Raw genomic sequence first — 12814 nt, 5'->3', positions numbered from 1 at the left:
ATATTAATGGAGAAAATCAACTTGAAAAGTTTAACACTAACTCAGATGGAAGAATTTATAAGGCAGCTTGGTGAACCGGTATATAGGGCAAAGCAGATTTTTAAATGGATATATAAAGGGCAAACTGAATTTGAAAAAATGACGGATCTGCCAAAGGACTTAATAGCTAAATTAAAGGATTGTGCTTATGTAGGCAAGATAGATATATACAAAAAATATGAATCAGAAATTGATGAAACGACTAAGTATATTTTTGTTTTGGAAGATGGACAAATGGTCGAAAGTGTAAAAATGAAGTACTCTTTTGGGACTACTGCTTGCATCTCCAGCCAGGTGGGTTGTCCCATGGGGTGTGCTTTTTGTGCCTCAACAGAAGGTGGAATGGTGAGGAATTTAGCTTGGTGGGAAATGGCGGACGAGGTACTTGCAATAGAAAAAGATTCCAACGTAAAGGTAAGCCGAGTGGTTGTAATGGGAAGTGGCGAACCGCTTTTAAACTATGATGAATTAATGCAACTTCTAAGGATTTTAAATTCACCTCTAGCTTTTAATATAAGCTATAGAAGACTGACCGTTTCTACATGTGGGATAGTTCCGGAGATTATCCGTCTAGCGGAAGAAGGTTTACCGATTACCCTTGCAGTGTCTTTACATGCACCCAATGATGATATACGAAGCAGTTTAATGCCAATAAACAAGCGTTATCCAATTTTACAATTGTTAGATGCATGTAAATATTATATAATGAAAACAAAAAGGCGCATTACTTTCGAATATATATTGATTTCTGATATAAATGATACTGAACAATATGCCTACGAACTTTCAAACTTGTTAAAGGGCTTGTTATGCCATGTAAATTTAATACCCCTTAACCCTGTGAAAGGGAAAAAATTTAAAAAGAGCGATAACTTCCGAGTACGAAAGTTTGAACAAATACTTTTAAATAATGGCATTTCCGCAACTGTTCGAAGGGAAATGGGAAGTGATATAAACGCAGCCTGTGGACAGCTTCGGCGAAGTTTATTTGTGAGGTGAAATAATGATTGGCGTAATAAAAAGCGATGTTGGGAAGGCAAGATTAAATAATGAAGATATGTTTTATTTTCCTCAAAAAGGAAGCAAGCTTCCGCAGCTTTTTATAGTAGCTGATGGAATGGGCGGCCATCAGGGAGGTGAGATTGCCAGCAAAATTGCTGTCGAAGAAGTATCTACATATGTGAATAGTCATTTGTTAGAGGATTGCAGTGCTCAGGAAGTTAAAGAAATTCTCAAATCTTCTATATCTAAAGCAAATAACAAAGTATTTTCACTATCTTTAAAAAATGATGAGTTGTTAGGAATGGGAACTACAATAACAATAGCACTTTTTCACGGAAGGCATCTGTATATTGGTCATGTAGGTGATAGCCGAGCATACCTAATCAGAGAAAATCATATAGAACAGTTAACTAGAGATCATTCTCTTGTATGGGAGTTGGCAGAGGATGGTCGTATAACTATGGAAGAAACTAAAACTCATCCGATGAAAAATATAATTACAAAGGCACTAGGCACAGATGAGTTGTTAGAGCCGGATATTCTCAAATTTGATTTAAAAGATAATGATATAATAGTTCTGTGCAGTGATGGCCTGACAAATATGTTGGAAAATGACAGTATTAAAAATATTGTATTAAGTTCGGAAGGACCTGAACAAGCCGCTCAAAAGCTTATAGATGAAGCGAATTTAAGAGGTGGAGAAGACAATATTACTGTAGGTGTAATTAAAGCGGATAAAGTGGGATGTGAAAAAACATGATAGGAAAAACTTTGGGAAATCGATATACAATTTTAGAGGAAATCAGCGGCGGTGGAATGGCCGTAGTTTATAAAGCAAGATGCAATCTACTCAATAGGATTGTAGCCATAAAGGTATTAAAGCCTGAATTTGCCGGAGATGAAGATTTTGTAAGACGGTTTAGAAGAGAAGCTCAAGCTGCTGCAAGCTTATCTCATCCAAATATAGTGGGGATTTATGATGTTGGTGAAGAGGATGGACTATATTATATAGTCATGGAATATGTAGAAGGTATTACATTAAAAGAATTTATAAAGCAAAAGGCTCCCATACCTCCTGCAGAGGTAGTAGAAATGGGCATACAAATATGTGATGCTTTAGAATGCGCACACAAAAATAAAATAATTCATAGAGATATTAAATCTCAAAATATTATGATAACCTCTGATGGCAGGATTAAAGTTACAGATTTTGGCATTGCCCGTGCTGCAGATGGAGCAACCATAACCAATAGTGATAATGTTTTTGGGTCGGTTCAGTATTTTTCGCCTGAACAAGCCAAAAGTGATATGGTAGATGAAAGATCAGATTTATATTCATTAGGAATAGTATTATATGAAGCCTTTACCGGTCAATTACCTTTTAATGGTCAGACACCGGTAGCTATAGCTTTAAAGCAAATTCAGGAAAGACCGGCATTAATTTCCGATACGATTCCCGGCTTTCCCGAAGAACTTGAAATGATTGTCCAAAAGTGTTTAGCCAAGTCACCGGGGGACCGATATCAAAATGCCCAAATATTAAAGAATGATTTAATGAGGGTTTTAACCGACGAAGAAGTAATCAATTTCAAGCATGACGATAATATAGAGCATACAATGGTGATGAATAATCTCAAAAATAACTTATCGACTTCTAATTCCAAGCCTATAAGAAAAAAACCAAAGAATATTGCAAAAGGTTTAGCCATTGCTGTCTCGCTTGTAGTATTGTTCGGGGTTTTTTCATATCTAGGAGCATTTTTAGCAAGGAAATACATTGAAGTGCCTGAAGTTATAGTTCCAAATGTAATAGGTTGGCAGGTGGAGGACGCCGTAAAAGAGCTTGAAAAGCTAAATTTAAAACCTAATATAGTTGATAGAGTTTTTGATAAGGCTCCTGCAGGGCAAGTAATTGATCAAGATCCGAAGGGTGACCAAAAAGTAAAAACAACCCATCCTTCTATAGACTTGGTAGTAAGCAAAGGCCCTAAAGCCGCTATAGTTCCAAACATAGTTGGTAAAACTGAGGCGGAAGGCATTGCTTTGTTAAATAGTTATGGATTAGAAGCTGGCCGAATAATCCCCGAAAACTCTCCTGATGTACCTGAGGGCATTATCATAGATCAAAATCCTAGAGAAGGCTTTACTCTTTCAGAAGGTGAGTCAGTTAATTTTACTGTCAGCTTGGGACCTGAAACAATAAATGCACCAAATCTGGTGGGTAAAACATTAGATGAGGCACAAGCATTATTAAAAGAAAAAAATATTATAGTCAGCAATGTTTCCAAAAAACCCGATCAAGCACCAGAAAATACTGTAATTGAGCAGAACCCAAAACCAAATGAGGCCATGAAACCAAATGGTTCTATGAGTATTGTAATAAGCAGCGGACCTGTTCAATCAAAAGAAATATCAGTTGGCCCAATCTTGCTGTCTTCCGAATCCGCAGAGACTACTGTAAAGATAGTCGTATCAGATGATTTAGGTAAGAATCGCACTGTTTATCTTAAAAACCATACTCCTGAAGATAGCCCCTTGAATGTGCCGATAGAAGGAGCTGGAGAGATGGATATAGAAGTTTGGTTAGATGATATACTTTATTTTAAAGGTAAACGATAAATTTAAGGCGGGTATAAACCCGCCGGTATCTTTTTTAAGCAATGTGGTTATATTTTAATTTTCCATAAATAATATTTAGAAAGAGGTTTGATTCATGGTTAAAGTTGCACCTTCGATTTTATCAGCGGATTTTGGTTGCTTATCAGAAGAAATTAAAAAAGTTGAAAATGGAGGAGCTGATCTCTTACATATAGACGTCATGGACGGGCATTTTGTACCGAATATTACCCTTGGCCCTCCAGTTATATCAAGTTTAAAAGGAAAAACAGTTCTTCCGTTTGATGTCCATCTGATGATTGAAAATCCTGAAAGACATATTGACGATTTTATTAAAGCTGGAGCGGATATTATTACGGTTCATGCGGAATCTACTATACATTTGCACAGATTAGTAAACTACATTAAAAACAAGGGTATAAAACCGGGTGTTGCATTAAACCCTTCTACGCCTTTGTCCGACCTGCAATATATACTTGATGATATATATATGATTCTTATAATGAGTGTGAATCCGGGATTTGGCGGACAGAAATTTATCCCCAACATGCTAGAAAAAATCAAGGATTTAAAAAGAATTCTTAAACAAGAAAATCCTGAAATTTTAATCGAGGTGGATGGAGGTATTAATGAGGAGAACGCACCAGATATAATTAAAGCCGGAGCAGATATACTGGTTGCAGGTTCTGCGATTTATCAATCTTCTAATCCTGGGGATGTAATTAAAAAAATAAAAACAGCTCATTAATGGAATTTAGTATCACGGATATGGTATGCGGAATATAATAAAATAACGGAGAATTACTTGCGAGTAAGGGGGTCGGTTAAGTGAGGGGATATTGTGATATAAAGAAAATTCTGGGTTTAGCAGCAGTAATAGCAGGAATAGTTATACTAATTGTAAGCCTGCCTCCTTGGGTGTGGATGCTGGCTATGGGAGGTTTTTTGGTTTGGTTTGGGTGGATTTTGTGTAACACTAAATGGTGAAAGGGGTGGGTTAATGCGGATATATGTATTAAAACTCCCAAAAACCCTCAGCAAGTTTGTTAAAGCTGTTCTAGGTTTGTTTGGCCAGGAAAAATAAAAAAGCGTGCTAACCGGCACGCTGATTTTTATTTGGCTCTTTTTACTTTTCCGGAACGCAAGCAGCTGGTGCACACATTGATTCTTTTTGTACGACCATTTAAATCAGCTTTTACCCGGCGAATATTTGGAGCCCATGTACGTTTAGATTTTTTATGGGAATGGCTAAGTTGTATGCCTTTCCTGGGAAGTTTACCACAAATCTCACACTTTGCCATTATTGCACCTCCTCTTTGATATGCCAAAAGTATTTTATCATATAAACGGGAGCACTGCAATAAGGAAAGCCACCTTAAACAACTTTTAATTATGAAAAAAACAAAAAATATACTATAATGGATATAAATGAATAGTGACTTGAAGGGAGGCAGTTAGTTGAAGAATATAATTAAAAATTCCTTAGGGGAAATAGAGATATCCAAGGAAGTGATAGCTGTACTTGCTGGCAATGCAGCTATGGAGTGCTATGGATTGGTTGGAATGGTATCGAGAAAAATGAGTGATGGTTTGACTGAGCTTCTTGGGAGGGAAAACCTTCATAAAGGCGTGGAAGTAAAAATTGACGAAGATACGCTTACTGTTGATTTGCATATTATAGTTCAGTATGGTACGAAAATTCATGAGGTTGCTAACAATGTAATTGAAAAAGTAAATTTTACCTTAGAGAATATAATGGGATTTAGTCCCGATAGAACCAATGTGATAATTCATGGAGTCAGAACAAAGTAAGAGATGAGGAGGTTTTCGGGATTGGCTATTAAAAAAATTGATGGTAGTATATTAAAAAAAGCTATAATTAATGCTGCTTTTGTTTTAAGGCAAAACAAAAAAACCGTAGATGCTTTAAATGTATTTCCAGTGCCGGATGGAGACACAGGAACAAACATGTCGTTAACTATGGATCAAGCTGTAAAGGAACTAGAAAAAATATCATCAAATAACCTAAAAAAAATTGCTGATGCTGCAGCTTGGGGTTCTTTAATGGGTGCTAGAGGAAACTCTGGGGTTATATTATCTCAACTTTTTAGAGGCTTTGCTCAAGGTATACCGGCACATAAAGATAGTATTACACCGATGGAACTCGCAGCAGCCTATAAAAGTGGGGTTGATGCGGCTTACCGAGCCGTAATGAGACCTGTAGAAGGAACAATATTGACAGTAGCGCGGGAAACTGCTGATAGAATGATTTTTGAAGCAAAGCGTAATAATAATTTCGAAACAATACTTCAGAACACATTAATATATGGGGAAAAAGTGCTAGAAAAGACTCCTGAGATGCTTAAAGCACTAAAAGAGGCAAAAGTTGTAGATGCAGGAGGAAAAGGACTTTTATTCTTATTAAGAGGGTTTTATGAAGCAATAAAAAATCCAAAACTTGATTTTGATTTTTCCTCCTCAGAACAAAATTTGCAGACAATTAATGAAGAAGTTCGCCATAATAAAGAACTTAGTCAAGAAATAAAATACATATATTGTACCGAACTTTTTATAACTGGAAAAGAAATTGATATAGAATCTATAAAAAGTGAATTGTCTAATTTAGGAGATTCAATGATAGTGATAGGTATGGGTGAATTGGTTAAAATTCATATTCATACAAATAACCCTGATAAAGTTTTGAGTTGCTCTTTGAAGTGGGGAGAACTTTCAAAAATAAAAATCGATAATATGAAAATACAGCATCGGGAAATTATAAACAGTTCAAACGAAGATAATAGTGAAAATCATATTGAACATCTGGAAGATTTCAAGATAAATAAGAAAAATATAGGTGTAATTGCAGTGTCTCAAGGTAAAGGATTAAATGAAATTTTTAAAAGCATGGGTGCGGATATCATCGAAGGTGGTCAATCGATGAATCCTAGTACTGAAGATATCCTATCAATAGTAGAAAAAAAATCCTATGATAATATTATTATACTGCCGAATAACAAAAATATAATATTAACTGCCGAACAAACGAAGAGTTTATCTAATAAGAATATTTATGTACTGCCGACAAAATCAATCCCACAAGGTATTTCGGCTTTGCTAGCTTTTAATCCAGAGCTTTCTGTAGAAGAAAATATTTTAAACATGAAACGAAATATTAAAAATGTAATTTCCGGAGAGGTAACTTATGCAGTTAGAGATACTGAGTGGAATGGTACTAAAATTAGAAAAGGAGATATTCTAGGAATAAAGGATGGCGATTTGCTAATAACCGGAAAAGAAAAAGAGGAAGTAATTCTCAAATTGATAGCTCTTATGACTGAAGGCAGGCAGGATGGGATAATTACAATCTACTATGGAGCTGATATAGATAATTATTCAATACAAAAGACGGTAGAAATCTTAACGGAAAAATATAATGATTTTGATATAGAATATTATTTTGGAGGGCAAAACTTATATTATTATATTGTTTCAGTAGAATAAGGGTGTGGTGTTTATGGATGTATCATCTGATGTAAAAAATATTAAAGGTATTGGCCCGGCAAGAGCCAAACAGCTCTCCAAATTAGGGATATACACTATAAGAGATGTTTTATTTTATTTTCCCAGAGATTACCAGGATATGTCACCATTGACGTTTAAGCAGGGTATAGAAGACAAAGCTGGAGCTTTTCCATGCATTGTTACAGGTTCTGCTGTAAGCAGAAAAACCCGAACAGGTATCTATATAACTAAGCTCCCGATTACTGACGGTCAAAATAAAGGTTATGCCGTGTTTTTTAATCAGCCATTTGTAGAAAAAAGTTTTTACCCTAATCAGAGACTTTTATTAATAGGGAAAATTAAAAAGAACTTTGGTGTTTACGAAATTTCTAGCCCTGAATGGATAAAATTTGAAAAGGGCAGCAATATTAAGATTGAAAGAATTCGACCTATCTATCCACTATCTAAAGGTATTTCTCAAAATTTTATTAGAAACACAATTAAAAACGCCATAGAAAATTTTTCCGGTTTAGAAGAAACGCTACCGACTGATATATTAAACAGATATAATTTACTGTCGCTTGAGGAAGCAATAAAAAACATTCATTTCCCACAAAGCTTTAGAATGTTAGAAAAAGCAAGAGAAAGGTTCATTTTTGAAGAACTATTATTATTTCAATTAGGTGTAAATTTATCTAGATATTATTTAAAATCTGAAAAACGTAAAAACAGATATAATACCATTGATCTAAAACCTTTTTTATCAGTAATTCCTTTTACTCTTACTTCCGGCCAGAAAAAGGTTTTAAAAGATATTATAAAAGACCTTGAAAGTGAGTATATTATGAGTAGGCTTGTTCAAGGTGATGTTGGTTCAGGTAAAACGATAGTAGCGTGTGCCGCATTATATCTGTCGGTAAAAAATGGTTTTCAAGGTGTTATGATGGCTCCTACGGAAATCTTAGCAGAGCAACACTATAATACATTGAAACGATTTCTTAGTCCACTTGATATAAATGTAGACATACTAAAAGGAGGGCTTGCCGAAAAAGAACGAAAAAAACTTCTCTTGAAACTGAAAGATGGGACTGTAGATGTTTTAGTAGGGACACATGCAATTATACAAGAAGATGTAGAGTTTAAAAAACTAGGAATGGTTATTACTGATGAACAACATCGATTTGGAGTAAAGCAACGAGAAAACCTTGTAAAAAAAGGTCATTGTCCAGACGTTATAGTAATGAGTGCTACTCCAATACCTAGAACGATTGCTATGGCACTATACAGCGATTTAGATATTTCTGTTATTGATACGATGCCGGCAGGCAGACAGAAGGTAGATACTTATGTAGTAAACGACTCCATGAGAAAAAGAGTATATGATTTTATGGCTTCAGAAGTTAAAAAAGGTCATTTGGTTTATGTGGTATGTCCAGCAGTTGAGGAAAATGAATTAGAAATAATTAACGTTGAACAACATACAGCATACTTAAGGCAGGAGTATCCGTGCTTAAAAATCGGAATGTTGCATGGTAAAATGAAGCAGGATGAAAAAGACAAGATACTAAACCAATTTTTATTAAAAAAAATCCAAGTACTTGTAGCAACTACAGTTGTAGAAGTTGGTGTTGATGTTCCATTTGCTACTTTGATGATAGTTGAAAATGCTGAAAGATTCGGGCTTGCTCAACTTCATCAATTGCGAGGCAGAGTTGGCAGAAGTTCTTTAAAATCTTATTGTATTTTAATATCAGGTTCTAATCAAGGAACTGCAAGAGAAAGGTTAAATTATCTAATGAACTGCCATGATGGCTTCAAAATATCACAAAAGGATTTGGAGCTTAGGGGCCCCGGAGAATTTTTAGGGGTTAAGCAGCATGGATTTTTTGAATTTAAATTTGCTAGTTTCATTGATAACACAGAAATTCTTAAAACTACACAAAAATTGGCAAATCAAATTTTAGAAGAAAGATATCTTTTGCTACCTGAGTATAAAAATCTAAAAAAGTCATTGGAAACTAAAATCTGTATATAGTTTTTTCCATTAGAATTAAGTTACTGTTGAAAAATAAAAAAATAATTTATTACATATAATAAACGACTTAAGCATGTTAAGTTTTGAAAAATGCTGTAGTCGTTTATTTTCTATAAAAGCTTTCATGTATCGATTGGATTTCAAGGCAGATTATTCTAGTATATAGACTTTTTCTTAGGTTATATTAACAGTACGATGATGAAGGAGGTGAAATTAGATTATGGCATTGGGACAAAAAAGAAATAAGCTTGTAGTTCCTGAAGCGTATAAAGCTATGGAACAGTTTAAAAATGAAGTTGCTAAAGAAGTTGGAATTCAAGCCCCTGCAGATGGATATTGGGGAAATTATTCTTCGAGAGATTGTGGTGCTGTCGGCGGCCATATGGTTAAAAAAATGATTGAGGATTATCAAAGACGTGCAAGTGGCGGAACGACAACTCAATAGATAAATAAATTAAAAAAGGGCATGCTCATTTTGAGCCTGCCCTTTTTAAAGTAGATTAAAATAATAATGCCGGCATTTATGCCGGCATTGGGAGAGGAGAAACCGGAGGAAGAGCTTATGGGGAAAGTTTATTACAATTATAGTATGAACAGACCTAGGGAAAACTATTCAATACATTTAAATAAAATATCATTAAAATACAATTATTTGTTTTAAACTTGTCGCCAATATGTTAGAATATTGCTTGAAAGGAGTTTAATGTGTTTGGCTTATGAGAATTATTGGTGGTTTTCACAGAGGTAGAAAAATTAAGTCTATAGGAGGTAAGAACACCCGCCCAACATCGGATTTTGTAAGAGAAGCATTATTTAATATAATTGGCAGTGATGTTGTTGGAAGTTGCTTTTTGGATTTGTTTGCAGGGACAGGAGCAGTAGGCCTTGAAGCACTGAGCCGAGGTGCCCAGAATGCTATTTTTATAGAAAAGAATCCAATCGCGTGCTCAATAATTAAACAAAATCTTTTAGATTTAAAATTAACCAGAAAAGGAAGAGTTATTCAAAGTGATGTTATATCTGCTTTAAAAAAACTAATTTTGGATGGCAATACTTTTGATATAATCTTTATGGATCCTCCTTATTTCAAAAACAATATAGGAGCAACATTAGATGTTTTAAAAGATTTTAATATGGCAGAATCAATTATTGTAATTCAACATCCAAAAGATGAGCTACTTAAGTTTGATGGTTTTTCATGCTATAAATACAAACAATATGGCAGAACTGCATTAACATTTTTAACAAAGGAGTGACCAATTTTGAATATAGGGATATATCCGGGGAGTTTTGATCCTATTACTTATGGGCATCTAGATATCATACAAAGGAGCTCGAAACTGTTCGATAGGTTAATTGTAGCCGTTTTATCCAATCCTCAAAAAAAACCGCTTTTTACTGTGGAAGAAAGAATCGAAATGATACGTGATTCTGTAAATGATATTCCGAACGTTGAAATTGATAGTTTTTCGGGCTTATTAGTGGATTTTGCCAAATTAAAAAAGGCCCGTGTTATTGTAAAAGGCTTAAGAGCTGTATCAGACTTTGAGTACGAGCTTCAAATGGCTCTTATGAACAAAAAATTGGACGAGCGCATTGAAACTATTTTTATAATGACAAATAGCAAGTACTCGTATCTAAGTTCCAGCGTAGTTAAAGAAGTATCAAGCCTTGGGGGGTGTGTTGCAACTGTTGTTCCACCTTTGGTAGAAAAACGTTTGAAACAGAAATTTAAAATCAATTAAAAATAAAAACCTTGAAGGAGGTTTTTGAATGAATTGTTTTCAAATTATAGAACAACTTCAAACATTAATAATCAATAGCCCTAAAATACCGCTTTCGAACAAAGTGGTAATCAATCAAGACCAAATTTTAAACCTTATCGATGAACTTTTAAGAGAGATTCCTGAAGATATGAAAGATGCTAAAAAGATTATTGAAGACAGACAGCGCATTTTAATTGAAGCGCAACAGCAAGGAGAATTAATAGTTAAAGAGGCTCAGGATACGATTGAGAAGATGATAAATCAGGACGAAATTACTAAAATGGCTAGAGAAAAATCAGATCAAATATTGACTTTTGCCAAGCAGACAGCCCGCGATTTACGTACGGGAGCAAATGCTTATGCAGATGAGGTCTTAGAAGATGCACAAAAGCATCTTGAAAGGTTGCTGGAAACCTTAAAAAAGAGTAGAGAAGAACTTAATAAAACAAGGTAATTTATTTTTTCTTTATAACCTTAAAACCGATAATGTTTAAATTTTTAATTAAGTGAGTAATAATTGATGTAAGGAGTACCAAAATAAATAATAATACAAAAACCTCCGTAGAAGTTTTAAATATATTTAACCAACTCTCGGATGTGGTTTGTGGAGACATTGCAAATGCAGGTATTACAAATGATTCAAAACTATAGATAGGTGTTATCATTAATACATATGCTACAAATCCTGCAAGAAAAGCATGCAATAGTCTTGCAAAAATGTAAGGTGTAATTCTTATTTTTGTATCACTTACCATGCTTATAACTTGAAAATGCACCGATAGGCCGCTCCATGCGATTATACTGCTTACAATAATTACTCGCTGCATTAAAGGAGCGCTGGTAGCACTTGCTAATTGTGTTCCCAGAGTTATTTCAAAAAAGCCGCTTAAAATAGCTGGAGCCAAACTACTATCAAAGCCAAATGCTTTCAAAATTGTTTCTATAACCGGACTTACAATATCTATAAAACCAGCGACTGTTATGATCCGGATTATGACTGAAAATAATACAATAAATCCAAGTACCATAAGCAATGAGTTTACAGAGTCTTTTATGCAATCTCCCAATAACTGACCAAATGGCCTTCCATCTTCTTTGCGAGCTCTTAAAAGTTCACGCGTAGCCCTTAAAAAAACACTACCCTGTTTTTTGAAAGTTGAAGCTAAAGGTGTAATATCTTTATTTTTGGCATAAAAACGCATAATAAATCCCAGAATAATTGCTGATATGTAGTGTGCCAGAGTAATTATTATGCCCAATCTTGCATCTTTGAACATTCCTACTGCAACGGCTCCAATCATAAATAAGGGATCAGCGGTATTTGTAAAAGACATGAGCCGTTCTGCTTCCCAGGTATTGCATAATTCATTTTTGACCAATTTACCTGTAAGCATAGAACCAACAGGATATCCACTGGCAAGACCCATTGCCATGACAAAAGATCCTGCACCAGGCACATTAAATAAAGGACGCATAAATGGTTCTAATAATACGCCCATAAAGTGCACTACTCCTAACCCCATTAGAAGTTGCGAACCTATAAAAAAGGGAAGCAGTGCCGGCAAAACTATTGCAAGCCATGTATTAAGTCCTTCTAATGCTGCATTGAAGGCCTCATCAGGGAAACAGATGATAGATATGGTAATAATTACTGCTAATATAGGTAAAAATAGCTGATAAGCTTTGAATATATAAGAACGTAAATTTTTAATTTTCATTTTCGAGCCTCCCAAGCGTAGTTTCGTTCATTTTAATATATGAGCTTTTTGCTTTGTGACCTTTTTTATTCTCAACCATAATTTTACAGCTATATTTTCTCCATTTAATACGCTCAAAAAAGGTTTTTATTAGGTCA

The 12814-nt window shown here is 34.7% G+C and carries 15 protein-coding genes; 13 read left to right on the top strand and 2 right to left on the bottom strand.

The window, feature by feature from the left end; translation table 11 throughout:
- Window positions 1-6 precede the first annotated feature (6 nt).
- The 6 genes from rlmN (at window position 7) to spoVM (ending at window position 4741) form a co-directional block, all read left to right on the top strand.
- Window positions 7-1038 carry a 23S rRNA (adenine(2503)-C(2))-methyltransferase RlmN gene (rlmN, locus tag BUC45_RS01250; protein ID WP_366749450.1) on the top strand — a complete coding sequence of 344 codons (1032 nt, stop codon included), beginning with the start codon at window positions 7-9 and terminating at the stop codon, window positions 1036-1038.
- Window positions 1039-1042: 4 nt separating this feature from the next.
- Window positions 1043-1801, top strand: a complete 759-nt coding sequence (locus BUC45_RS01245; RefSeq protein WP_296969649.1) for a Stp1/IreP family PP2C-type Ser/Thr phosphatase — start codon at window positions 1043-1045, stop codon at window positions 1799-1801.
- Window positions 1798-3660: a Stk1 family PASTA domain-containing Ser/Thr kinase gene (pknB, locus tag BUC45_RS01240; RefSeq protein WP_296969646.1), complete on the top strand. Its 1863-nt coding sequence runs from the start codon at window positions 1798-1800 to the stop codon at window positions 3658-3660. Before BUC45_RS01245 ends, pknB begins: the two co-directional genes overlap by 4 nt.
- Before the next feature lie 94 nt (window positions 3661-3754).
- The gene (gene rpe / locus BUC45_RS01235) at window positions 3755-4405 is read left to right on the top strand and encodes a ribulose-phosphate 3-epimerase (RefSeq protein WP_296969644.1); all 651 of its coding nucleotides are present in this window, start codon (window positions 3755-3757) and stop codon (window positions 4403-4405) included.
- Between the two features lie 80 nt (window positions 4406-4485).
- Window positions 4486-4644 carry a hypothetical protein gene (locus tag BUC45_RS01230; RefSeq protein ID WP_296969641.1) on the top strand — a complete coding sequence of 53 codons (159 nt, stop codon included), beginning with the start codon at window positions 4486-4488 and terminating at the stop codon, window positions 4642-4644.
- A 13-nt stretch (window positions 4645-4657) separates the two neighbouring features.
- Window positions 4658-4741 carry a stage V sporulation protein SpoVM gene (spoVM, locus tag BUC45_RS11940; protein ID WP_366749463.1) on the top strand — a complete coding sequence of 28 codons (84 nt, stop codon included), beginning with the start codon at window positions 4658-4660 and terminating at the stop codon, window positions 4739-4741.
- Window positions 4742-4769: 28 nt separating this feature from the next.
- On the opposite strand, the gene rpmB is transcribed toward spoVM, so the two are convergent.
- Window positions 4770-4961 carry a 50S ribosomal protein L28 gene (gene rpmB, locus BUC45_RS01225; protein ID WP_366749461.1) on the bottom strand — a complete coding sequence of 64 codons (192 nt, stop codon included), beginning with the start codon at window positions 4959-4961 and terminating at the stop codon, window positions 4770-4772.
- Between the two features lie 154 nt (window positions 4962-5115).
- Between rpmB and BUC45_RS01220 the strand changes: the two genes are divergently transcribed.
- From BUC45_RS01220 to BUC45_RS01190, 7 genes are all read left to right on the top strand, one after another.
- A complete protein-coding gene (locus tag BUC45_RS01220; RefSeq protein ID WP_296969635.1) occupies window positions 5116-5469 on the top strand; it encodes an Asp23/Gls24 family envelope stress response protein in 354 nt (117 codons plus the stop codon).
- A 21-nt stretch (window positions 5470-5490) separates the two neighbouring features.
- On the top strand, window positions 5491-7158 hold the full coding sequence (locus tag BUC45_RS01215) for a DAK2 domain-containing protein (protein ID WP_296969632.1): 1668 nt from the start codon (window positions 5491-5493) through the stop codon (window positions 7156-7158).
- Window positions 7159-7171: 13 nt separating this feature from the next.
- Window positions 7172-9193, top strand: a complete 2022-nt coding sequence (recG, locus tag BUC45_RS01210) for an ATP-dependent DNA helicase RecG (protein ID WP_296969629.1) — start codon at window positions 7172-7174, stop codon at window positions 9191-9193.
- Between the two features lie 220 nt (window positions 9194-9413).
- Window positions 9414-9638, top strand: coding sequence for an alpha/beta-type small acid-soluble spore protein (locus BUC45_RS01205; RefSeq protein ID WP_296969627.1), 225 nt, complete (start codon window positions 9414-9416; stop codon window positions 9636-9638).
- A 271-nt stretch (window positions 9639-9909) separates the two neighbouring features.
- Entirely contained in the window at window positions 9910-10449 is a 540-nt protein-coding gene (gene rsmD, locus BUC45_RS01200; protein ID WP_296969624.1) for a 16S rRNA (guanine(966)-N(2))-methyltransferase RsmD, read from the top strand.
- A 6-nt stretch (window positions 10450-10455) separates the two neighbouring features.
- On the top strand, window positions 10456-10938 hold the full coding sequence (coaD, locus tag BUC45_RS01195; protein ID WP_296969621.1) for a pantetheine-phosphate adenylyltransferase: 483 nt from the start codon (window positions 10456-10458) through the stop codon (window positions 10936-10938).
- A gap of 28 nt (window positions 10939-10966) precedes the next feature.
- Window positions 10967-11413 carry an ATPase gene (locus BUC45_RS01190; RefSeq protein WP_296969618.1) on the top strand — a complete coding sequence of 149 codons (447 nt, stop codon included), beginning with the start codon at window positions 10967-10969 and terminating at the stop codon, window positions 11411-11413.
- Window position 11414: 1 nt separating this feature from the next.
- Here the strand turns inward: BUC45_RS01190 and ylbJ are convergent, their stop codons facing one another.
- Window positions 11415-12677, bottom strand: coding sequence for a sporulation integral membrane protein YlbJ (gene ylbJ / locus BUC45_RS01185; RefSeq protein ID WP_296969615.1), 1263 nt, complete (start codon window positions 12675-12677; stop codon window positions 11415-11417).
- Window positions 12678-12814: the final 137 nt, after the last annotated feature.

Source organism: Tepidanaerobacter sp. EBM-38, assembly GCA_001896545.1.
Taxonomy (GTDB): Bacteria; Bacillota; Thermosediminibacteria; order Thermosediminibacterales; family Tepidanaerobacteraceae; genus Tepidanaerobacter.
The sequence above is the reverse complement of the archived record's forward strand: the minus strand, read 5'-3'. Positions and strand labels throughout refer to the sequence as shown.

Excerpts from the sequence above, each read along its gene's own strand:
- ylbJ (WP_296969615.1), bottom strand. The coding sequence starts at position 12,677 with ATGAAAATTAAAAATTTACGTTCTTATATATTCAAAGCTTATCAGCTA.
- pknB (WP_296969646.1), top strand. The coding sequence starts at position 1,798 with ATGATAGGAAAAACTTTGGGAAATCGATATACAATTTTAGAGGAAATC.
- BUC45_RS01245 (WP_296969649.1), top strand. The coding sequence starts at position 1,043 with ATGATTGGCGTAATAAAAAGCGATGTTGGGAAGGCAAGATTAAATAAT.
- rlmN (WP_366749450.1), top strand. The coding sequence starts at position 7 with ATGGAGAAAATCAACTTGAAAAGTTTAACACTAACTCAGATGGAAGAA.
- rpe (WP_296969644.1), top strand. The coding sequence starts at position 3,755 with ATGGTTAAAGTTGCACCTTCGATTTTATCAGCGGATTTTGGTTGCTTA.
- rsmD (WP_296969624.1), top strand. The coding sequence starts at position 9,910 with ATGAGAATTATTGGTGGTTTTCACAGAGGTAGAAAAATTAAGTCTATA.
- BUC45_RS01205 (WP_296969627.1), top strand. The coding sequence starts at position 9,414 with ATGGCATTGGGACAAAAAAGAAATAAGCTTGTAGTTCCTGAAGCGTAT.
- BUC45_RS01190 (WP_296969618.1), top strand. The coding sequence starts at position 10,967 with ATGAATTGTTTTCAAATTATAGAACAACTTCAAACATTAATAATCAAT.
- recG (WP_296969629.1), top strand. The coding sequence starts at position 7,172 with ATGGATGTATCATCTGATGTAAAAAATATTAAAGGTATTGGCCCGGCA.
- spoVM (WP_366749463.1), top strand. The coding sequence starts at position 4,658 with ATGCGGATATATGTATTAAAACTCCCAAAAACCCTCAGCAAGTTTGTT.